Here is a 22,679-nt window from a genome sequence, read left to right on the forward strand (position 1 = left end):
TACTCAACTCAACTGCACGTTCTTTAAAGGTGCGATCATATTTTTTACGGATTTTAGTCATCGTTTCAAAATTAAGATATTTATTGTTCTTAACTTACACTGCCGACTAAGTTAGCAACTCCAGATATTTATAAAAATAAACAGCATAACTCTATTTACATGCTTAAGGGAATGGTGTATTACAAAATATACTTTCGTCTTCATCCTTTATTTTTCGTTTTAGTCGGGTCAGGTATTTATTTTCGAAACAGAAGGTTGTATCTTTATAAATAGTACTATTTATTGTTGTACAAAATCAAAAAAATATTGTTAGCAAAATACAGTTCATGGCAGGTCTTATTAATCAGTATCGCTGCCGCAACATTTATTATATACCCGGATATCATCTGGTTACCTTTTGAATTAAGAGGATTAGAAGAAACAAGAAAAATGCAGCATATCATCTTTTTCTTATTTCGCTACCTGTTCTTTGTGTCATTGGTTTTTATTTTGATTAAAAGCAATCTGACTTATCTTCGATCTTCAACCTTAAAAAAACGGATCGCTTACAATCTTTTGATATCAGCTAGCGGCTACGTTGTATATGGCGGTATTTCATTTTTACTATTTACCAAAGTAAGGCATTTTGGAAGTCTTGTACTCTTTCAATTCTTTGTTGTTTCTATCCTGAGTTCGCTCGTGGGGTACATTATACAGCTCTATCGCGATAAGAGAAAAAAAGAACAGCAGATTGAGGAGCTAACCATGAAAAATCTACAGAGCCGCTATGATGCACTTACCAATCAGATCAACCCACATTTCTTTTTTAATTCCCTAAATGGTCTAACTTCTTTAATTCGAAAAAAGAATGATGAAGTCACTTTAACTTATGTTAACAAATTATCTGATGTATTCCGATACATTCTGCAGAGTGACAAAAAAGGTCTGGTTACTTTGAGAGAAGAGCTTGCTTTCGTAGATGCTTTTAAATATATGATGGAAGTTCGCTTTGCCAATAAATTGACCTATAACGTTGATATAAGTGATGAAGTATTGGACTATAAATTACCAGTGTTATCTATCCTCCCTTTATTGGATAACATTGTTGTACATAATATCATTGACAGCGATCATAAAATGATCATTGATATTTACTTCAATGACCGCAATGAACTTGTTGTTTCAAATCCTATTTACCCTAAATTGGTCGCACCCGTCAGTAACGGAACAGGTCTTAAAAATCTAGAAAGTAGATTTATATTATTACTGGAAAAACCGATACATATTGAAGATAATGGCAAAACATTTACAGTTTATTTACCCTTAAAGTAATTATTGATGCAGGTATTAATTGTTGAAGACGAAACTGCAGCTTATGAAAGCTTAGTTGAGATATTAAAAGAAATTGATCCCACTATTCAGGTATCAGGTAATACAGAAAGTGTCAGCCAGACCATTAACTGGTTAACTACAAATCCACCGCCGGATCTCATTTTAATGGATATTCATCTTTCTGATGGTGCGGCATTTCTAATCTTCAATCATGTTGAGGTGGAAGTTCCTATAATCTTTACTACTGCTTATGATGAATATGCTATTGAAGCCTTCAAGGTCAACAGTATTGATTATTTGCTAAAACCAATAAAGAAAAATGATCTTGACCGCGCGTTGCAAAAATTTAAACGTTTTACACAATCAGATCTAGTAGCCTATATCTCAAAGATTACGCAATTAGCTCCTGCCAAACAGTATAAAGATAAAATCTTAATTCCTGTTCAAGACAGATTAATTCCAATTGACCTACAGACTGTTTCTTTTTTTTACACAACAGATAAAAGTACCCATATCTATCTCAAAGATGGCAGTAAATATCCTTATTCAAGAACACTCGAGCAACTCTATATTACTTTAAATCCTAAGAACTTTTATCGTGCTAATAAACAGTTCATTATTGCAAGAAATTCAGTCCAGAGCATCACCATCTGGTTTGATAACCGCTTACTTATTACACTTGATACAGAAACCCCTGAACGCATTTATGTCAGTAAAAATAAAGCTTCAGATTTTAAAGAATGGATGGTAAATATGTAAAACCATCGTCGTTTATGTTTCAGATTTTTCGTATTCAGTAATCAATATTTCGCTTTGTTCCATCCCTACATATAGGCATTAATAAATTTCCACATTTTTGCGACTACCTATTACAAGATAGTTTATGGAACCAGTAGCAAAACAAGCAATTACAAACAATAGAATAACTGTCATAGATGCTATTAGGGGTATTACTCTAATCGGTATTTGTATGACACATGCCTTACAGCATTTCGGTGCATTCACTAGTACTGCCCCACCACCATTGCCCTGGATCGGTACAATGGACTCGATCTTAAGCTGGATATTACAGTATTTCATCATGGGGAAATTCTTTATTATCTTTTCTTTTTTATTCGGCTTGAGTTTCTTTATACAAATGGATAATGCTGCTAAGAAAGGTATTGATTTTCGTGGTCGATTTTTCTGGCGTCTTATTATCCTATTTATCATCGGTCTTATACATAGCGCTCTTTTTCGAAATGATATCTTGATCATCTATGCGCTATTGGGTGTACCGCTGATCTTTATGTATAAATTATCCAACAAATGGTTGATTGCGATCTCGATTTTCTTTTTATTGGGCGGTGCACAGCTATCTAACATTGTTTACAAATCAATTGCTCCAGAGATTCTATCAACTATTACTGAAACGATGACTGAAAGAAGAGGCCGTTGGCAAGAAATATTTTTCAATGGATCGATTTTAACAAACATACAGCACAACCTTAGTGAACAGTTACATTTTAAATTCAACTTCCAATTTGGGGAATATGGACGAGGCTATATGACAATGGGCTTTTTTATTCTTGGATTATTGGCAGGTCGTTTACGTTTATTTGAAAAACTTGAAAAATACAAAAATCAGATTTATCGCTTAGCTTGGATGGCCTTAGGTGCCGTTATATTACTTTATATTATAAAACCGATCTTACCGGCACAACATGGTAATCCAATTGCTGAATGGCTAGTAATTCCCTTAGATAATCTCATTAACCTATTAGCAGCATATTTATGGTTAGCTGTCATCATAGTTATTTACAGTAAAGAAACGATGCAAAAGAAACTTTCAAAACTTGAAAGCTATGGTCGAATGGGGCTGACCAATTATATGGTACAGTCGATCTTAGGTGTATTTATATTCTATGGATATGGCTTTGGTCTATATGATCTTGGTATATTTCTAAGCGTTATGATCTGTTTAGGCTATACTATGCTCCAGATTCAGTTAAGTCATATGTGGCTACAGAAATTTCGTTACGGTCCGATCGAATGGTTATGGAGATCAGGAACCTATCTTAAATGGCAAAAATTGATCAAATCATAAATGTAAGTAATATGAAAAAAATCACTCATCTAAATAGCGTTTATGCATTCAACATTTTCAATCATTTTGAAGTGCGCCATCCGTTAGTTAATATCGTTGACTGGTCTAAAGCAACCTTACGTCCAGATTGCAATGTCCATTTGGATTTATATTGTATTGCACTATCTATACTTGATAATCATGAAGGCAAGCTTTCTTTTATTGCTCCGGGCAACACGATCGGAATCGAAAATACGGCCGATCAGGTTTTTAGAAAAGGGCATGCCTTAGTATTTCATCCGGATCTGATTGCAGGAACAGCACTTACTGAACATTTAAATGTTTATCATTTTTTTCAAAATAACAGTCATCAAGTATTGCTATTAACTCCAAATGAATGTAAGATCGTATCTGACTGTTTCGCAAAAATCGAATATGAATTAAGTCAACCCATAGACAAGCACAGCAAAAAACTATTAATCTCGAATGTCGAGTTGTTTTTAAATTATTGTGAAAGATTCTATGATCGTCAATTCAGCGTTCCAGATCATATTAATCGGGGGATGGTAAAGAATTTTAAACAGCTATTAAATCATTATTTCAAGTGTGATAATTTAATTGAAAACGGTATTCCTTCCGTGGCGTATTTTGCAGATAAACTAAACATATCGCCCAATTATTTTGGAGACCTAATCAAAAAAGAAGCTGGCAAATCAGCACAGGAATATATAAAGGATAAGATCATTGATGAAGCTAAAAATAAAATTTACAACCGAAGTAAATCAATCAATGAAATTGCATATGAATTAGGATTTAAATATCCTCAACATTTTTCAAGGTTTTTCAAGAAGAATGTAGGCCTTAGTCCAAACGAATATCGGCTCTCGGCTTTAACATAAAAAAGCTGTCTTCCTTATAAAAGAAGACAGCTTTCTAATAAAATAATCTTGATCCTGATTAGTGAAGATGTTTACTAAAGAATCCCATCATCGCTTTATAAAACTCGATCTGATTTTCTTCTTTACCAAAACCATGTCCTTCATCATATTTAACCATATAGGGTACATCAACACCCTTATCCCGCAAAGCTTTTACAATCTGATCAGCTTCAGCAATTTTAACGCGTGGGTCATTTGCTCCTTGTACGACAAATAAAGGTGATTTGATTGCATCAATATGAAAAATTGGTGATACTTCTTTCGCGATTGCAGCTTCATCTTCTTTATCCAGATCATACCATATTTCATATAACATTTCTTTATAAGGTTTCCAATACTCAGGAATCGAACTCATAAGTGTAAAAATATTAGAAACACCAACATAATCAACTCCCGCTTTATACAGATCAGGTGTCTTTTCTAAACCTCTTAGTACAGCGTATCCACCATGACTAGCTCCATAGATCGCGACATTACTTTTATCAACCCAACCTTGCTCAATAGCATATTGTACACCATCTTCAACATCATCCATCGCTTTACGACCTATTTGCTTAAAACCGGCACGAAGGAATTCTTTTCCATATCCACCAGATATACGGAAATTCACTTGAAGGGTTGCATATCCTCGGCTTGCGAACAATTGTGTTTCGGGATTAAAGCCCCAGCTATCGCGTATTCCCTGAGGACCACCATGTGGGTTTACGATCAAAGGAACTTTTTTACCATCAAGAGCTACTTTAGGCAATGTGATATATCCATGAATAGTCATTCCATCACGGGATTTAAAAGTAATTGGACGCATCACTGCCATATCCTCTTCTTTCAATTGTGGCATCAAATCCACTAATAGAGTCGCTTTACCACTTTTGGTATCATAATGATAATAACGCCCATAAAGTTTGTCGCTTTGAACAACAACTAACAATTGATCTTCATTGTCTGTTTTACCAGCAATCGAGAACTCATAACCTTTAAATTGGCTTTCCAGATTTTTATAAATTTTCTTAAAAGTCTCGCTGACCGGTTTTATAATTACCTTTTCTCCTTCATATCCCACAAAGTCAATTTCCCAATTGCGCTTTCTTGAAAGAGAAATTAGATTCGCATCATATTCTTCATTGGCGTAGATTTCTCTTAATATCTTTTTATTTTTAAGATCGTACAAAACAATTCGAGATTTGTCGGAATCCAAATTAGTTAAGACATAAGCTTCATCGGAATTCTTAGAAGCATAGTTAAACGATACAACACTAAATGTTTCATCCCACTTAGTCGTATGGAAAAGTTCAAAATTTGTGGCACCTTGAGGCTTATAAAAAAATTGACTATTTATACCATTCTGCATCTTTGCATATCCACGAAGGTTACCATCCTTATCAAATTCATAACCAACTATTGCATTTGCAGGATCTTCATTCGTAAATAGTTTTTCCATTACCCCAGTTTGAATATTAACTTTATAAGGTTCGAATACCTGTTTATTATCTTTATTCATCTGGATAATAATAAAATCCTTTTGTTCCTTCAACATATTCAAAATCGATGCTTGAATATTTTCAAAAGGTGTCAAGTCAATATTATTAGTTCCATCAATATTTATTGCATAAAGATGGTAATTCTCGTTACCACCCTGATCCATGACGTACACTAAACGATCATCATTAATCCAACCCATACCGCGGATCAGCTCATTTTTTTCTTCAATAGCCCGAATAACTTTACCAGTAGCGACTTCTTTTACCATTACATGGCGTTTATTCTTATCATCCTTCTCGCGATATGAGATATATTTACCATTTGGAGATAACTGAAAACCGGATAGCTTTGGTTTCGCAAAATAATCTTCAACCTGATATTTAAAATTACCTTTGTCCAATGCAATAAGTGTTGCTAACTGTTCTTTGGTAGATACCAATGTAGTATCGCCAGGCTTAGTGATTACTTTATTTTCCAAAATTAAAGGTAGCTTGGCTTCACCTTGTGTATATGTACCTGTGATTTTTCCATTTTCCAATTTACCACTATACTTAATTCCTGCTTGCTCAATACTCAAAACAAGTTGCTTGTTTTCGAAAGTGACAACAGACAGGGGAATTCCAACAGCCCCCTGAAGTGGAACATCCATAGTACCCTGAACTTTACCGTCGGTCTCGGTTAAGTGAAAAATAATGGCAATTGCAGTACCTTGGTAATCCAATGTACCGGTCCAATCGCCTTTGATCTGTGCTTGCGTATTTGACATACCCAAAATTACAAATACAATTGCATAAAGAATCTGCTTCATAATTAATAAAGTTATTTTTGTATTAGTCGCATCTTTATCAATTTTGTTACACTTTTTTTATGTCAGAATCAATAATACTAAAACATCCTATCATCTAATGAAAAATACACAGCACGTATGAGCTCTGGCCAGTACCTCTCCAATCGCCCTTCTCGAATCTGCTGTTCCATCTTACATGCTCTTTCTGACACAACATTGCTTAAAATTGTTATGTTCTCTCCTAACTTTTCTGCGGCTATCTGCTGTAAAAGTTTCTCATATATATTTCTAGATTTAATTTGATTTTTTACCTGTTGCAATTGAAAACGACTACCTTTCAGTAGATTCCTCAATAATGAGGATCATACCCTTGCCTTTTTCGATCATAATTAGGTCATCAGCTTTATATCTTCCCTCAACTTGAAAAAGAGGTATTGCTGGAGCATATATGTTTGCTTTCTGTGGATTTACGCCCAATTTACTCCAATCAATCTCCAATTTAACTGCGGTATTTTCCGGAGCCCAGCTCGCTATTGCCAGCATAGTTTTATTTCTTTTTTGAAAAACAGTAGTCAAAACATTCTCTTTATTCGTTTTTATAGGGATATTTGGAGACCAGTAACCGATCATTTTACTTCCTTTGATACCAAAATCATCCCATGCTTTCCACAGTCCGGCAGGTGTTAATTTTTGATAAGGCATACGGTTAGTCATACCATAGATCATGCCTCGCCAAGGATTTCCACCGTCCTGTAACATTTCCCCCATCAATCCAAATGGAATACCGCTCACCTCTGTTAAAAAAAAGTCCGGTTGATTGTTTTCATAATCAAAATATTCACCAAACCACAGTCTATTGAGATAAGGAAAATGTTCCAAATAAAGATTTGCACTGTTATTAAAACCATCACTCTTATTAAACTGATTAGCGGAGTGTAGATCAATTAATCCAGCTTTACCATTTTTAGTTAGTACCCTTTTTATGCGTTTCATCGTGATCCGATCAAATGCAACGTCATCGAGATAAATACCATCAATACCAATACGATCGACCAACCAGTTCATACCTTCAACATAGTAGTTATGCCATCTATTCATTCCACTGTTGATGATTGCAGCATCCTTAAATTGAGGCACATACCAAGCAGCAATATAATCACTTCCCAAATGTTCCTGTAGCCATGAATATCCCTGTCCTTTACCAGACGAGAATACCTCATGCCCTAAGCTTCTTAACGGATACAGTTCATAGACTCTGTTGGAAACTTCCCTAACCGTATTATATATTTTCACTTTCAATCCTGCTTGATGGGCTTCATCTACATAATGCTTCATTTCCTTAGTAGCAATAAAAGGATAATTGATGTAGGGATTTATTTCATTAGCATGATGTATATTAATCACATTAGATCCACTCTGTACAACCGAATCCACAGGTTTATAAGCATGATAATAACGTTCGTTCCATTGGGCTTCGGTATTCAACGGATGAAAAGGGGTAATCAGTAAATTAAAATTATAATAGAGAATATCTCCTTTTTTCAATATTCGTTCACCACTATAATTATTTACTACAACTGAGTTTCCTTCTTCTATAATATTGATTCCACCTTTATTGTCGTTACCCCAAGATTTTGGTAATACCAATGGTTTTTGCAGGTAAAAATTAGTATTGAGCGGTCTTGAATAATGTTCGTCACGAAGTGAAAACTGTATTCCGGCATGAACAGCTCCTATCCAGCCACCATCCTGATTTTTATTGGCCACATCCCATTTCCAAGTCAGTTTATTAGGCCTTTTCCCTCCTTTTTCTCCCAAACCCATAAAATAGGTTGCATATTGGGACTGCATCGGAATATGCATCTGGATATCTTTTAATGAAACATCCTCCTGAGCAGTTAGCTTAACTTCGTAATGTAAGTAACCATCAAATTCCAGACGTCCATTTACTTCCATGTTAAGTTGTGGAGAACTATTCATTGCTGTCCAACAATATTGGCCTTCATTTCTTTCGACAAACTTAATTCCACTATTATTCATTTTTATAGCTCTTCCATCAATGGCTCCATAAAGATTAAACTGCATAGGTCCATCTAGAAGATTATTTGGTTTATCTGAAATTTCCGTTAATTCCGGTGTAAAAAACGTGCTGATCTGTCCGGGTAATCCCGATGCACTCAATTTAACCGCTCTCCCCAATATTTGTAAAGTAGAATCAGCTTTCATCTGCAGTGCTGTATATGGCGCGATAAGTGTATTCTTTTGTGCTAAAATAGAGTTCAACCACGGAAGGCGTGTCATATTCCAAGGTTCATCCACACCATGATCCTGAATCAGATCGGCTGTAACTTCTACAATAACGTTTATCACTTGTTCCTCAGCATTGGCTGGTTTTACTTTTACTGTTCCTTCATACACTCCAGCACCTATATTTTCAGGAACTTGAATACCACACCAAAGCGACTGGATATTATTTATCGGAACAGAAACTTTTAATTTCATCGGTTGTCCAGTATAATCAATACCTTGCGTATTTAGACAGTTCAAGTTCTCTGCAGTGATCAACGATCCATCCTTAGATTTAAAGTCTGAAAATGAAATCTTTACATCCCTTAAATCATGCTTAGAAGACCAAAGAGCAACTTGAAAAGCATAATATTCACCTCGTTTTGCGTGTCCATAAATACGATCACGAGGTCTGTCAATGCCTATCCAGCGCTGGGGTAATTGTTTTTCCATTTTTACAGGAAATTCCCTTAACTCCGGAAATACATAATAGGATTTCTTAGCATTATGGGAAACAAATGCTTCGATCTCTTTCTGAGTTGCAAGAATTTCCATAGGATCATTACTATTATAGTGATCCACCGATTCGAAACGATCAAATGAAACACCTTTCGAATTTTGAATTTCAGGTTTTGCATCCGAAGGTGCTGCAATAGGATTCTTGAGGTAGATGGCATCAGGGTAATTAGCACTGCGTCCCCCCATTTTATAGGGTAAATAATAAATGTAGTATGTTCCATGATTTGCTAAAGGATTAAAGCGAAAAGCCCCCGATTCAGCATTGATCCACAAATAAGTATTGGGAACTAACTTTTTGTTACTTGCACTATCTACCATGATAAGTTGCTGCTTAGGTTCCATCCAACGGTTACGCCAAGGCAAAACGACCTGTACCTCTTTTTCTTGACTATTTACCCTCACTATCGCCCGATGATTTCCCAATGCATCAGCATCCCATTTCTGTACCTCTGGCGGATACGCTAATTGGCCATAAGCAGAAAAGGAAAATAACGTCACTGTGACAATTCCAACTAAAGCATATCTTTTTACTGTATTCATTTAAATATAAATTTAATTAACAACATGGTATTTATTCCAGTTTTTTAGGATACATAAGCCTACACAACCAAGAATCTATTTAACAACATCTTTAAATATTCGCAATGAAAATTCGTAACACAATACCAATAACGGAAAACTCATGTTATGGGCTGGTTGTCTCTATACGATTTCGGTACTGCATAATATCATTTTAGATTATCAGGTTTATACTCATATATCTTCTCTCAAGCAATATTTTCTTTTGATCTTGAACTACTTCCTATATGATTTTTGTTGGTTGTATTATGAAACTAATTTGGTTATTATTTATCAATATTACAAGAAAAACATCTTGATACACACATCATTATAATCTTAAAAAATTATAACAATCCTTTTTAAGAAACACAAGCTTAGAAAGTCTATCCTTATGATCACAAAAAAATATCAAAGTTCATTACTTCCAAAACTTTAAGTTCGGGTATCCCAGTTAAATGATCGTTTATCTATCACTTTCTATAAAATTTTATCGATATTCGTGTAAGTCGGTGCAAACATTGCCTCTTAACACTTGTTTTAATAAAAATTCGACATGCAACAAGGAATCGTCACACTAAAAAACGTTAAAAAAATTTACAAGACAGGCGATTCTGTTATAACTGCATTAGATACTACCAATGTTAGTTTTGAGACAAATAAATTGACTTTAATAATGGGGCCTTCGGGTAGTGGAAAGACAACACTATTATCAATTTTAGGCTTTGTGATCTATCCTACCGCTGGTGATGTTTTTTATAAAGAAACACATGTTAACAACTTAAAGGAATCCGATTTAGCACAATTACGGTTACATGAAATCGGTTTTGTATTTCAACAGTTTAATCTTATAGAACCATTAAATGCTTTAGAAAATGTAATCCAACCACTCATTTTGCAAGGCATTACAAAAAAGGAAGCTATCGTCCGTGCAAGCAGAGCTTTGGATGAAGTAGGATTATCAACTAAAATGAAGACACTTCCGAAAAGATTAAGTGGGGGACAGAAACAACGGGTAGCAATTGCACGTGCTTTGGTGACTAATCCTGCAATGATCCTATGTGACGAACCAACCGCATCGCTTGATGCTAAAAGTGCCACAAGCATTATGCAAGAACTAAAAACACTAGCTTCCAAAAACAAGGCAGTCATTATTGTTACCCATGATTTACGTCTGCGCAAATATGCAGATAAAGTAATATATGTAGAAGAAGGAAAAGTTTCAGATGTGATTAATAATGAACAAGATTACAAATAGAATCGCGATAACTATAGCTATTGTAATGATGACAATGGCCTGCACTTCGGATAAGAAGCCGAAAACATCACATACTAATAAACAAATCTTACAAGATATAACCGAAATAAAAGCGATTGGTAAGATAATTCCTTCAGAAGATTGGGCCATTATTGCTAGCACAACCGCTGCAATTATTAAACAGGTACTGATTAAAGAGGGAGATACAGTTCAGGCAGGAGAGCTTCTTGTCCTACTTGATAAAGGCAATATTACATTAGATATCGAGCAAGAGCAAACAAAGTTAAATGCGGCAGTCACCGAAAACAGAACTACAGTTGAGGATATTGAAAAAGCAAACTTAAATCTAAAAGAATTGCAAGCTAAATACGAAACTTCTAAACGTCTGTTTGCCCAAAATGCAGAGTCAAAAGAGGTAATGGAAACGGATCTTACCAGTTGGCGACAACAAGAATTAACGTTAAAAGGTCTTCAAGAAAAGCGCAGAGCGCAGCAGATAAAAGAACATGAACAATATTTACAGATTCAAAAAATACAGAATCAGGAGAATGATTTCAACATAAAGGCACGTAAATCAGGAATTATTATGGATCTAACTGCCAAAGTTGGTCAAAGTGTCGGCAATGCAAATGAGCTTGGAAAAATAGTAAATGTTTCAAACCCAATTATTGAAGCCGAAGTCGATGAATTATTTGCTCAGGATGTTAAAATTGGTCAATCGGTAACTATCCTGCCAGTAGGCAGAAAAGATAATCCTACTACGGGACAGATCTTCTACATAAGCCCCATCTTATCGAACAAATCGATTCTATATGAAACCGCAAATGAAGGAGAAGACCGCCGTGTTCGAAAAATAAAAATACAGGTAAATAACAATAATCAACTACCTATCAATGCCAAGGTAGAATGTACAATAAAGATGAAATAGCATGTTAGCATTAGCTTTTAAATTCATCAAATATGATCGCGCAAAAAGTGTAGGAATCATTACGGCAATTGTCATCAGTATCTTTCTAATCGGACAACAGCTCGGGCTCCTTTTTTTTCTGATGGGGCTAATGGGAAATCTAGTGGGCAATGCTCCTGTTCAAGAAAATGATCTATGGATTATTGAAGCACAGAGTAACAATATAAATGCTGTAAATAGTATCGATAAGCGACTGGTTCAGCAAATAGGGAGCTTAAACGATATTGAGCATACCTATCCTGTAATATTAGCACCAGCACGAGCAACTTTTTTAGATGGAAAAACGGCTTCAGTAACGCTAATTGGTGCCGATGCTCCAGACTTTGTTATGGGCCCTAAGACCGAAAGGATAAAGGAAGGAAATTTATCTTCATTAACAACTCCAAGTACAGTGTCGGCCGAGTTTTTCAGTTCAAAAACATGGAATACAAATTTATTTGTCGATAAAGCCATAGAAATCAATGGTCAAAGTGCCAAAATTAGTGTAATAACAAAGCAAGCGCAAGCTTTCGGAGCAAGTTTAATGTATACCTCTATGGAAAATGCCATATTTCTGGGAAATGTATCTCCTTTTAAAGTCAACATCATTATTGCAAGATTAAAGCCCGGAACAGATAAGGAAAAGGTACGCAACGATATTCAGCAATTATTTCCACAGCTCCGTGCTTGGGATGCCAAGAAATTGCAACAGTCTACAATCAAAGAAATCTTGATTACCTCCAATATGGGAATGAGCTTTGGAACTCTTGTCCTTTTCGCTATGATTAGTGGCTTTTTCATTATCGGACTTACCTTATATTCATCTGCTTTAGATAGAATTAAAGATTATGGGACGCTAAAAGCGATCGGAGCAAAAAAAAGCTATGTAAATAAACTTATTATTGCTCAAGCATTTTTATATGCTGTCATTGGCTATCTTATTGCCATGTTTTTATTGGCAGGATTTAAATTCGGTGTTGCCGGTGCTGGATTAGTAATTGATATTTCCCCACTTTTTGCCTTGTTTCTACTATTCATTACATTGCTTATTTCAATTGGCGGTTCATTATTTGCAGTTAGAAAAATAACCAAATTAGAACCGGCATCTGTTTTTTAACATGAAGAAGATCCTATTTACTATACTAACAATTTTTCCAATCTTCGTTCAAGCACAAAAATTGAGCATTGCACAACTATGGAAAGAGGTTGATAAAAACCTCATATACCAACAAGATCTTTTAAAAAGAGGAATTAAAATACAGGAATTAAAAGAATTAAGAAATACTCGTATTCCGGTATTTTACATAGATGCTAACCTGCAACGGAATCTTATTATCCCGACCACGCCAGTCCCGGCAATTGCATTTGATCCGAATGCATTGGAAGGTGCTATACTTCCTTTAAAATTTGCCACAAAATGGTCTTCCAAAGCGGGAATACAGATGGAATGGAATTTATTTGATCCAAAACGACAGCTCGATGAGAAACAAAAATCATTTGAAATACAAAAAGAAGATATCAACAAAGAGCAACATATACAAGAGTGGAAAAAAAATGCTACACTAGCTTATGCTTCTGTTGTACTTGCAACACAACAGTATGAGCTCGCATTACAGGATTCTGCTTCTTATAATGAAATTTTGAAAATTAGCAAAGCTCGTTATGAAGCTGGACGTCTCCCATCTAGTCAGTATTTAAATGCGCAACAAGAATATGAACAGCATCTGATCGGACTATACGATGCTTGGTCGGTTCTAGAAGATGCTGACTTAGAGTTAAGAAAGTATACCGATCTCGCTCAAACACAATCCTTAAATTCAAATATCGAGGAAATCTGTTCTTTCGTCAAAAATTTGCAACAGGAAAATTATACCATTAAGTCATTAGAATTAGATCAACAGATCAACAAATTACAGATGCAAGGTGTCAAAAAACAGCTGTTGCCGACCCTATCAACAAACGCCTACCTAGGGAAACAGTATTTTAGTAATGAATTCCGCTTGGATAGAGGCCATTCGTGGTATGGAAATAGTTACATCAATCTAGTGCTTCGCATACCCTTATCCGCTTATTTTACTGCACAGCCAACCTTGAAAAAAGAAATATTAAATTCAGGTGTATTGGAATTACAATTACATCAGGAACAGCAAATCGACCAGATCAATGCGCAACAGCAAATTGTTAAAATTAAGACTGCACAACAAAAACTCTTCCGCTTTCATAATATTGAACAATTGGCAGCACAAGAAAAAAAAGAACAAGAATCACGATATCGAGAGGGACGCTCCATGTTATCAGATTACAATCAATCAATTCTCTCCTATCATAAAGCCAAACAGAATGTATGGCAAGCAGAATTTGATCTGATCAAATTACTCTTAGATAAAATAGGAGTTAATCAATCAAATTGATTGAAAAGCATATTGATTATAACCTTGAGAATTGTTTTTTACTAATGTTGAGATAGGAAAACGTTCATTAAATCACAGAAAACTCATATTAAAGAAAACTAAATTAAATCCTATTCAATTTTCTTTACACAGCTCCCTCTAGGCGCATCACTTTCAAAAAGTACCATTTCTGAATGCAGAAATTTCGCAGCATCTGCAGAATCCTTCACTTTGACAGCACTCCGTGTTATCATTTCTGACTCATACTCCATCAACACGGATTCCCTTATTCCAGTTTTTTTCCAATGAGATGATCCACATCCTTTTGAAATACCCCGCGCTAATGCCAATGCGTCCAGTAAGGCTTGATTTGCCCCTTGTCCTTTAAAGGGACTCATAGGATGGGCCGCATCTCCGAATAATGTTACCTGCTTCCCATTATCCATAAGCCCCGCTTCAAGTAACGCTCGATCATACACAGGATAACCTGAAATAAGATCAACCTCGGTAGCAGCTAGAATCTGAGGAATAGGATCGTGCCATGGCGCCTTGCGGCATGCCTCCTCTTTAAGGGCCTGCGGTCCCTGTAAACTTAAAGCTTTTGCTTCATTTTCAGAGACAGGAAAACTAAGTTGCCACATAACAGAATCTGAAGTATAGGGCATGATATAAATACGATCATTTCCATTAGCTGTTTGAAAAACCGTCGCACCGTCCAATAAAGTGCTTGTGATATTATTGAGCGCACTCAAAGAACAAATACCCAATATCACCATACAATCAAGATAACGTAAAGGATTCACATCATCACCAAGCAATAACTTGCGGACAGAACTTCGAATACCATCTGCACCAACTACTAAATCGGCTTTCGAAGTTATGATTTCACCGTTCACTTGGAAATCTAAGACAGCCCTCCCGTTCTCGTCTTGCTTAAAATTCACCAATTGATGTGCCCACTTAATTCTATCATTTCCACCAAGCTGCTGTAAAAGTGCCTGCCGTAGTGATTGACGGGCTATATGTACATTCGAACGTTTCGCAACCATCTCAACATCCGAAGACAACCATTTCCTCATCCCCCACTCACCTATCACTTCACCTGCAGTTGTATGAACCACATGCTTTGTGGAAACCACACCTTCGTCCAAAGTTAAAATACCTAATGAAGAAATAGCTTTACTAGCCTGTTGCAAAGTAAGTCCATAACCCTGAGACCTAGTGCTAAAGTCACGATCGCGTTCATAAAGCGTAAAAGGAATACCACGGTGCATACACGCCACCGCTAGCGCAATACCACCAATACCCGCACCAATAATAGCAACATGTGGATAATGCTCTTCGTCAGGTATAACTGGTTCGTTAGACAGAATCAAGCCCGAACCATTACAGTGCAAACAAGTATATTGATGACCTTTAGGGCGAACAGGTACATTGCCCTCACCTTTCATTGTTTCAAATTGATCGCATGCAAGCTGGTAATTTAACCGTACTTTCTTACTAAGCTTACGTCTTTTTTTTCCGCGTCCCAAGCATTCCCGGCACATCACCCAATAAGTTCCTTTATTTTCTACTTCCTTCACTTCAACTTTACTTTAACATATTCAGATAAATTAGCAATTTACGAGTACAGTAAAAGCTAAGTGACCTACGTCTATGATACTACTAAATAGTATAAAACATTACTTTATCAATAGATTGCAACAAAGTAATGATACAAATTTACGACAAATAATAGGTTTCGCCATTGCAAAAAATAACCCGAATAATATTTATTTATAAGACGACATTGATCCACTCAGACGCAAAAACATTGAATTCACATCAAGAATGAAGAGGAGCTCAATAAAGATATGTATATTAGATTTACTAAACCTTTTTCAACATGCAATACCAGCAATCACTCTTAAATATAAAATCGATTTTCATAATCTTGTTTTTAAGTTTAATAATCATACCTTCTTCGGCACAAAACATACATCGCTTTACAGAAGGGCTTAGCATAGAAGCATCCTTTACCTATGGAAGGGAAGCCATATATACAGACGAACTACTCTGGTATTTTTACCAGCATAAATTATCCACCCCTGTGGCAGGAACAACTTTAGATGGCAAAGATGATAAAGCTTTATGGACTATTGTAAAAGCCGATACTAGTGGCTTCTTTAGACGTCAACAAAATACAGCGACCAACCTACAGCAACCCAATAATCCACCAGGACCAGGTCGTATTGCAGAGCAAAGTCAGAACACAACATCTGCCGCATCAACATATAGAGGGCCGCGCCCGAGCTATCTTTATCTTACTTACCATTCAAATAAAGAACAGGCCGCTCTACTCAATATCAGAGGGAATAGCGCAGTTCTTATTAATGGTGAAATGCATACTGGCGACCCCTATCGTATGGGCTGGCTATATATTCCCGTCCAGTTGAAGAAAGGCTTAAACGAATTTTATGTAAGAGGTTCATTTATAGCTGCGACACTCAGTTTTCCAAAAAACAAAATACAGATAGCAACCGAAGACCTGACACTTCCAGATATCGTACAGGGTAAACAAAATCAGAATCTCCTTATCGGCCTAGTTCTGATTAATACAAGTAATAAAAATATTCATAATATAAAAATTCAGAGCAATACTGGAGGGAGAAAAGTAATTTCAACAGCACCTGTTCTTATGGCCAATAGTACACGGAAAATTATCGTTCCTATTGATGCATCTGCAATAAATAGTTTAGGTGAAGTACAAACTGATATCGCTATCTGGGATAAAGAAAAGTTGATCGAGACGAAAAAAATACCACTGAGAAGTGTATCGGGAAATACTCCCTATCGAATCACATTCATCAGCAAAATAGATAATAGTTTACAATATTATGCCGTAAATCCAGCCTTAGGAGGAGAAAAAGCAGGAGATGCACTTTTCTTTTCAGTACATGGTGCCGGTGTAGAAGCCTTAGGGCAAGCACAGGCTTATCAAGCAAAGGATTGGGGAACACTTGTCGCACCGACCAATCGTCGCCCCCGCGGGTTCAACTGGGAGGATTGGGGCAGAATGGACGCTTTAGAAGTACTCGACCTTGCCCAACAAACGTTAAAGCCAGACAGTCAAAAAATTTACTTAACTGGTCATTCCATGGGCGGACACGGCACCTGGTTCCTAGGCGCTACTTATCCAGAAAAGTGGGCAGCAATAGCACCTTGTGCAGGATATCCAACTTTAAAAGGCTACGGATCTGCTGATGGGCTGATACCAGAAAAAGGCCGAAATATGTATGAAGACATATTATTAAAGTCAGGAAATCAAAGTGATGTAATTGCATATGCAAGCAACTACAAACCTTTAGGAATATATGTGCTCCATGGTGATGCTGATCGAACAGTATCTGTTGAATATGCACGTCAAATGCGTAAATTACTCGGAACTTTTCATCCGGATTTTAGCTATTACGAATATCCAGGTGGATCACATTGGTACAGTAATGAAAGTGTCGACTGGAAACCTCTATTTGATTACTTTAAAATACATCAAAGAAAAACAACAAACGAAGTCGATCATATTGATTTCAAAACAGCCAATCCTGGTATCTCAGCGACATACTACTGGAGTACGATCTATCAACAGATTAAGCCACTTGATTATTCACAAATTGTACTTACTAGAAATCTGGAGAAAAGAACCCTAATCGGTAAAACAGATAATGTACAGATATTGAAATTAAATTTGGAAGGTTTTCAGAAAAATGAACCCATCACGATTGATATCGACAGCTCCAATACAATTACCTATCAATGGAATACAATTGAACAATCTGTAGTGTACCTCAAAAGAGAAACCCAAGGTTGGTTAGTTGTTGAAAGACCAAAGCTAGATCAAAAAGGCCCTCATCGGAACGGTTCTTTTAAAGAGGCCTTTAACCACAGTATGGTGTATGTTTATGGTACAACCGGAACTAAAGACGAAAATAAATGGGCTTTAGAAAAAGTACTCCATGATGCTGAAGCATGGTATTACAGAGGTAATGGAACATTTGATGTGATAGCTGACCGCGACTTTGATGCAGAAAAATACATTGATCGCAATATTATATTAATTGGTAATGCAAAAACAAATAGTGCTTGGAACAAACTGCTTAGTGACTGCCCAATTACGGTAACGTCTGATCAAATTAAAATAGATAAACAAACTTATAAAGGCAATGATTTAGGCGGTTACTTTTACTGGAAAAAACCAGGAACCGAAACCAGAGGTGTTGGCGTGATTACAGGAACTGGACTTAAAGGAATGCAGGCCACAGGAGCAAATCAATATTTTGCAGGAGCTAGTGGTTTTCCAGATTATATGTTCTTCAATTTAGATATGTTAAAAAATGGTCCAGAGAATATAATAGATGCAGGATTTTACTCGAATGAATGGAAGATAGAAGCAAAATAAAAAAAATAAGGCAAATAGAATCAGAAAATTAAATTGTAAAGTGATCTAGCTTTAAAAAATATTAAACAACAAAATAACTACCTCATTAGCAAAATGATGACTTTTTCAACATTTAAATTAGAGAGGATTGGCAAACTATTTGTTATAACAGCGAAAGTTTTCCTTTTGAAAACTTAAACTAATATTTTTTATAATTATCATGAAAAAAGTAATTCTACCTTTTCTTACTCTTTTTACTTTATTATTTGCCGCTCATCAGAAGGCAAATGCACAAACACCTTATCGTACGGCCATTGGTTTAGGGATAGATTTAGGTGATGGCGAAACTTTATTTGGTCCACAAATAAAACATAACTTTGGCGGAAATGACGCTGTAAATGCACAGGTATTATTTGGGGATAATATCACAGTGCTAGGCGTTGACTATTCCTATAACAAAAGAATTCCAGGAGCTCGTGGTCTTTCCTGGTATATTGGTGTTGGTCCGCAAGTATCGTTTATCGATTATGATAAAGGGTACAAAAAGTATCATTGGAAAGATGGTGATGATACGCATGTAGATTTTGCAATAAGACCAGCGCTCGGTTTAGAATTTAGAATTCCTTCCGCTCCATTGGCGATGCATTTTGATTGGAAACCTTGGTGGAATATTTCTCATGATGTTAACTTTGATCCATCAAGTTTCTCATTGGGATTCAAATTCGTTTTAAAATAAACGAAATTATAGCTAACAAAAAAAGGAACTCCTGCACAACATAAAGTTTGCAGGAGTTTTTTTATCATAAAACTTCAGTTACCCTAACCGATAAAAATTCATCTTCCAATCTGAAATAATAAACGGGAGCTACTGCTATTTTGATCTTCTCCTCTGCCATCTAACCTAAACAAAGGTTAATATATACAACCATGAAATAACCTTAAACATACATATAGTTAAGTTTCTGGATAAGAAGAATTGATTATTTTTAGTAAACGATAAATATTACTATCTTTATTAATAACTGAGTACCAATAGTTTTTAAATTTTTGTGTTTTATAAAAGGATAAAACTTTATAGAAATGCTGATCTATTCAAAACCATACTCAATTTAAACCACAATCAAAATTTTAATAATGACTATTCATAGAAACATAAAATTGACAGTAGCTATATTGACTATAATATTTTCATCACCTGTATTCGGACAAACTCCTTCAAAATTCTATGATCAAGCTAAAATAGAGGTATTTCACCCCGATTTTAAAAAAATAATTGACCCTCTTATAAAAATTGAGTTACTAGCAGAAGGTTTCCAGTGGACAGAGGGACCGGTATGGGTTCAAAAAGGTAACTATCTCTTGTTTAGCGACACAAGGCTGAACACCATATATAAGTGGTCCTCAAAAAATGGAGTAGAGAAATTTATACAACCTGCAGGATACCAAGGAACTGAGATCTACAGTGAAGAACCAGGTACTAATGGGCTCGTGATCAACAAAGAAGGATATCTCGTTGCATGTGATCATGGGAATAGACAAATTGTTCAGATCAATCTCAATAAACGAAAATTTACACCATTAAGTACACACTGGAAACAGCTCAGATTTAATTCCCCTAATGATATCTGTCAACATGATCATGGAGATTACTTTTTCACTGACCCTCCTTACGGACTCCCTAACCGGGAAGTGGATACTATAAATAGAGAGATCATTAGTAATGGTGTATATCGACTAGATTCCTTTGGAAACGCGATCCAAATAATCTCTAATTTAACAAGACCTAATGGTATAGCACTTTCAACAAAACAAGATAAACTGTATGTCTCCATTAGTGATCACAAGCACCCATTTATTATGGAATATTCTTTAAATAATAAATTGGAAGTGGGAAAACCAGAGGTTTTTGTTGATTTCAAATTAAAGTTTCCATCAGAACCAATGGCTGCCGATGGTATTAAAGTACATCCTGACGGATATGTTTTTGCCGCTGCTGGAAGCGGAATTATCATACTGAACGATAAAGGAGATGTAATAGGTAGAATTAAACTCGGAATTGCAACGGCAAACTGTAATTTCGGTGGAGATGGATATCTATATATAACTGCCTCTGATAAACTCTTACGCGTTCCCCTTCTGAAATTATAATATCCAAATTTCAGAACATTCGATTTACGTATCACATAAATCTTGATTTCCAGCACTTGCTATCCCCCTTTTAGCAATGATGTTTTTGTTTCAGCTGACAACCAAAAGAATACAAAAAAATGTTGTTATAGCAGAATCGCTCGTAAAAATTAAATTTTTACCTGCTTATAATAAAAATGCTACACCGCAAATTCCATAAAAATAGAATCACATCCTAATTATGTAAAGTTATTTTAATTTTCCTATTGCAGGGTTAATTAATTATGATTAAAATTGATAAATAATAAATAAGAAATAAAATAAAAAATGAATTTAATTCCCTAATAGAACAAAATTAGTTTTAAAAAATACCATTCAAATCTAAACTCATTAATTTTTATTAAATATATTTTTATCAAAAACCTAAACACCGTAAGATTCTTATGACTAGATTTACACAAAAAATGATGTTAATTCTGTTGATTTTCACAAGTCAACTTGTTATTAACTGTTCTTCAGACAATGATCCAATTAATGAAGAAATTGAAAACCCAACCGGATGGATGGATGATCTGGAAAGATCACTTGGTACAGGTACTAAGGCCAAATTAAATAATTGGGTAGAAAAAGGATTAGATAATACGAAGCTAAAAGAAGCTTTCTCTAAAACGAGTGATAAAGCTGGTTTAATGACTAAACTTGAAACTGCAATCAGCATTTATCACCAAAGAGTTCATATAGAAGATTGGAACAATATTCCAGGAATCGCAAAATCTGATTATAAATCAAATGGTTTATTGGCAGGTATTAACCATCCGGATTGGAATGATCCAGCTTTAGATCTACCAGCTATTGAGGCCGCCAACTTTGTTGATGCAACAGCAACGGTTCTACCTTCCGGAACAAAAATTTACCGGGTAACCGGAGGTAATCCTGCAGGAGGATACTGGACAAAGGAAAAACCAAAATCTGTTGGAGCTGTTATTGGTGGTACTGCCGTTCAGCCCGCTTGGAACGATTTTAGTAAATGCTACGAATATGAAGTTCCACAAAAGCAGACTTTAAAAGTTTGGCAGGGAATTACCGCAAAACAACCTATTACAGCAGGTGTAATTAATCCACACCTACCTGGAGGAGAACTGCAGTTATTCATCCCTCCAGCAGTTAGAGACGATGCTTTTAAAAAATTAGTAATACAAATTCCATTATCATGGTAAGTTCAGAGAAAATAAAAAATGATTATCTAAAGTTATTGCAACTAATAGAAAAAGAAGCCGCAAATGAAACCACTATTCAAGCATATCTAAACTATCTCAATAACTACAAAGACAGATTCATAAACGAAGATAACATTCAGCACGGTCAGGAATTGAGAGAATTTTTGAAAGGGGCAAATAGATTCTCAGATGAATTTTCATTTTCTAATCAAAATATTTCTCAAATACGGACATTAATCAATAGTATTTATGAGTCACTAAACAACTCATAATAGATCAGACCATTAAAGATTGCTATCTTTTTATGCAGATAGCAGTCTTTAATGTCGAAATAGACATTTTATTCACAATACCTTCTTGCTCAAAAGGGATAAAAATTACACT

16 protein-coding genes are annotated in these 22,679 nt (G+C 35.5%); 13 read left to right on the forward strand and 3 right to left on the reverse strand.

Annotated elements, in window-relative coordinates:
- The first annotated feature begins 306 nt into the window (after positions 1-306).
- The 4 genes from JAZ75_RS22435 to JAZ75_RS22450 all read left to right on the forward strand — a co-directional run bounded on the left by JAZ75_RS22435 (position 307) and on the right by JAZ75_RS22450 (position 4,275).
- Positions 307-1,311 carry a sensor histidine kinase gene (locus JAZ75_RS22435; RefSeq protein WP_208698660.1) on the forward strand — a complete coding sequence of 335 codons (1,005 nt, stop codon included), beginning with the start codon at positions 307-309 and terminating at the stop codon, positions 1,309-1,311.
- 6 nt (positions 1,312-1,317) lie between these two features.
- A complete protein-coding gene (locus JAZ75_RS22440) occupies positions 1,318-2,070 on the forward strand; it encodes a LytR/AlgR family response regulator transcription factor (RefSeq protein WP_208698661.1) in 753 nt (250 codons plus the stop codon).
- Positions 2,071-2,194: 124 nt separating this feature from the next.
- Positions 2,195-3,397 (forward strand): DUF418 domain-containing protein, encoded by a 1,203-nt coding sequence (locus tag JAZ75_RS22445; RefSeq protein WP_168128057.1) that lies wholly within the window; start codon positions 2,195-2,197, stop codon positions 3,395-3,397.
- 11 nt (positions 3,398-3,408) lie between these two features.
- On the forward strand, positions 3,409-4,275 hold the full coding sequence (locus JAZ75_RS22450; protein WP_132844003.1) for a helix-turn-helix domain-containing protein: 867 nt from the start codon (positions 3,409-3,411) through the stop codon (positions 4,273-4,275).
- A gap of 58 nt (positions 4,276-4,333) precedes the next feature.
- Here JAZ75_RS22450 and JAZ75_RS22455 read toward each other — a convergent pair whose 3' ends face one another.
- Both JAZ75_RS22455 and JAZ75_RS22460 read right to left on the reverse strand, forming a co-directional pair.
- Positions 4,334-6,601, reverse strand: coding sequence for an alpha/beta hydrolase family protein (locus tag JAZ75_RS22455; protein ID WP_208698663.1), 2,268 nt, complete (start codon positions 6,599-6,601; stop codon positions 4,334-4,336).
- Positions 6,602-6,910: 309 nt separating this feature from the next.
- Positions 6,911-9,925: a glycoside hydrolase domain-containing protein gene (locus tag JAZ75_RS22460; RefSeq protein WP_232789301.1), complete on the reverse strand. Its 3,015-nt coding sequence runs from the start codon at positions 9,923-9,925 to the stop codon at positions 6,911-6,913.
- A 574-nt stretch (positions 9,926-10,499) separates the two neighbouring features.
- On the opposite strand from JAZ75_RS22460, the gene JAZ75_RS22465 reads away from it, so the two are divergent.
- From JAZ75_RS22465 to JAZ75_RS22480, 4 genes are read left to right on the forward strand one after another with little or no spacing between them, the layout of a single operon-like run.
- Complete coding sequence (locus tag JAZ75_RS22465; protein WP_132771965.1) at positions 10,500-11,201, forward strand: ABC transporter ATP-binding protein; 702 nt, start codon at positions 10,500-10,502, stop codon at positions 11,199-11,201.
- Complete coding sequence (locus tag JAZ75_RS22470; RefSeq protein WP_208698665.1) at positions 11,182-12,129, forward strand: efflux RND transporter periplasmic adaptor subunit; 948 nt, start codon at positions 11,182-11,184, stop codon at positions 12,127-12,129. The genes JAZ75_RS22465 and JAZ75_RS22470 overlap by 20 nt, the downstream gene beginning before the upstream one ends.
- A 1-nt stretch (position 12,130) precedes the next feature.
- A complete protein-coding gene (locus JAZ75_RS22475; RefSeq protein WP_021189792.1) occupies positions 12,131-13,264 on the forward strand; it encodes an ABC transporter permease in 1,134 nt (377 codons plus the stop codon).
- A gap of 1 nt (position 13,265) precedes the next feature.
- Positions 13,266-14,558, forward strand: coding sequence for a TolC family protein (locus JAZ75_RS22480; protein ID WP_208698667.1), 1,293 nt, complete (start codon positions 13,266-13,268; stop codon positions 14,556-14,558).
- 110 nt (positions 14,559-14,668) lie between these two features.
- On the opposite strand, the gene JAZ75_RS22485 is transcribed toward JAZ75_RS22480, so the two are convergent.
- Entirely contained in the window at positions 14,669-16,120 is a 1,452-nt protein-coding gene (locus tag JAZ75_RS22485) for an FAD-dependent oxidoreductase (RefSeq protein WP_208698669.1), read from the reverse strand.
- Between the two features lie 302 nt (positions 16,121-16,422).
- On the opposite strand from JAZ75_RS22485, the gene JAZ75_RS22490 reads away from it, so the two are divergent.
- The 5 genes from JAZ75_RS22490 to JAZ75_RS22510 all read left to right on the forward strand — a co-directional run bounded on the left by JAZ75_RS22490 (position 16,423) and on the right by JAZ75_RS22510 (position 22,567).
- Positions 16,423-18,972 (forward strand): prolyl oligopeptidase family serine peptidase, encoded by a 2,550-nt coding sequence (locus tag JAZ75_RS22490; RefSeq protein ID WP_208698671.1) that lies wholly within the window; start codon positions 16,423-16,425, stop codon positions 18,970-18,972.
- Between the two features lie 199 nt (positions 18,973-19,171).
- Positions 19,172-19,687, forward strand: coding sequence for a hypothetical protein (locus JAZ75_RS22495; protein ID WP_021189788.1), 516 nt, complete (start codon positions 19,172-19,174; stop codon positions 19,685-19,687).
- A gap of 398 nt (positions 19,688-20,085) precedes the next feature.
- Positions 20,086-21,099: an SMP-30/gluconolactonase/LRE family protein gene (locus tag JAZ75_RS22500; protein WP_208698673.1), complete on the forward strand. Its 1,014-nt coding sequence runs from the start codon at positions 20,086-20,088 to the stop codon at positions 21,097-21,099.
- 422 nt (positions 21,100-21,521) lie between these two features.
- A complete protein-coding gene (locus tag JAZ75_RS22505; protein WP_208698675.1) occupies positions 21,522-22,295 on the forward strand; it encodes a hypothetical protein in 774 nt (257 codons plus the stop codon).
- Positions 22,289-22,567: a hypothetical protein gene (locus tag JAZ75_RS22510; RefSeq protein ID WP_021189784.1), complete on the forward strand. Its 279-nt coding sequence runs from the start codon at positions 22,289-22,291 to the stop codon at positions 22,565-22,567. The genes JAZ75_RS22505 and JAZ75_RS22510 overlap by 7 nt, the downstream gene beginning before the upstream one ends.
- Positions 22,568-22,679 lie beyond the last annotated feature (112 nt).

The sequence above is a fragment of the Sphingobacterium sp. UDSM-2020 genome, from assembly GCF_016132525.1.
Taxonomy (GTDB): Bacteria; Bacteroidota; Bacteroidia; order Sphingobacteriales; family Sphingobacteriaceae; genus Sphingobacterium; species Sphingobacterium anhuiense.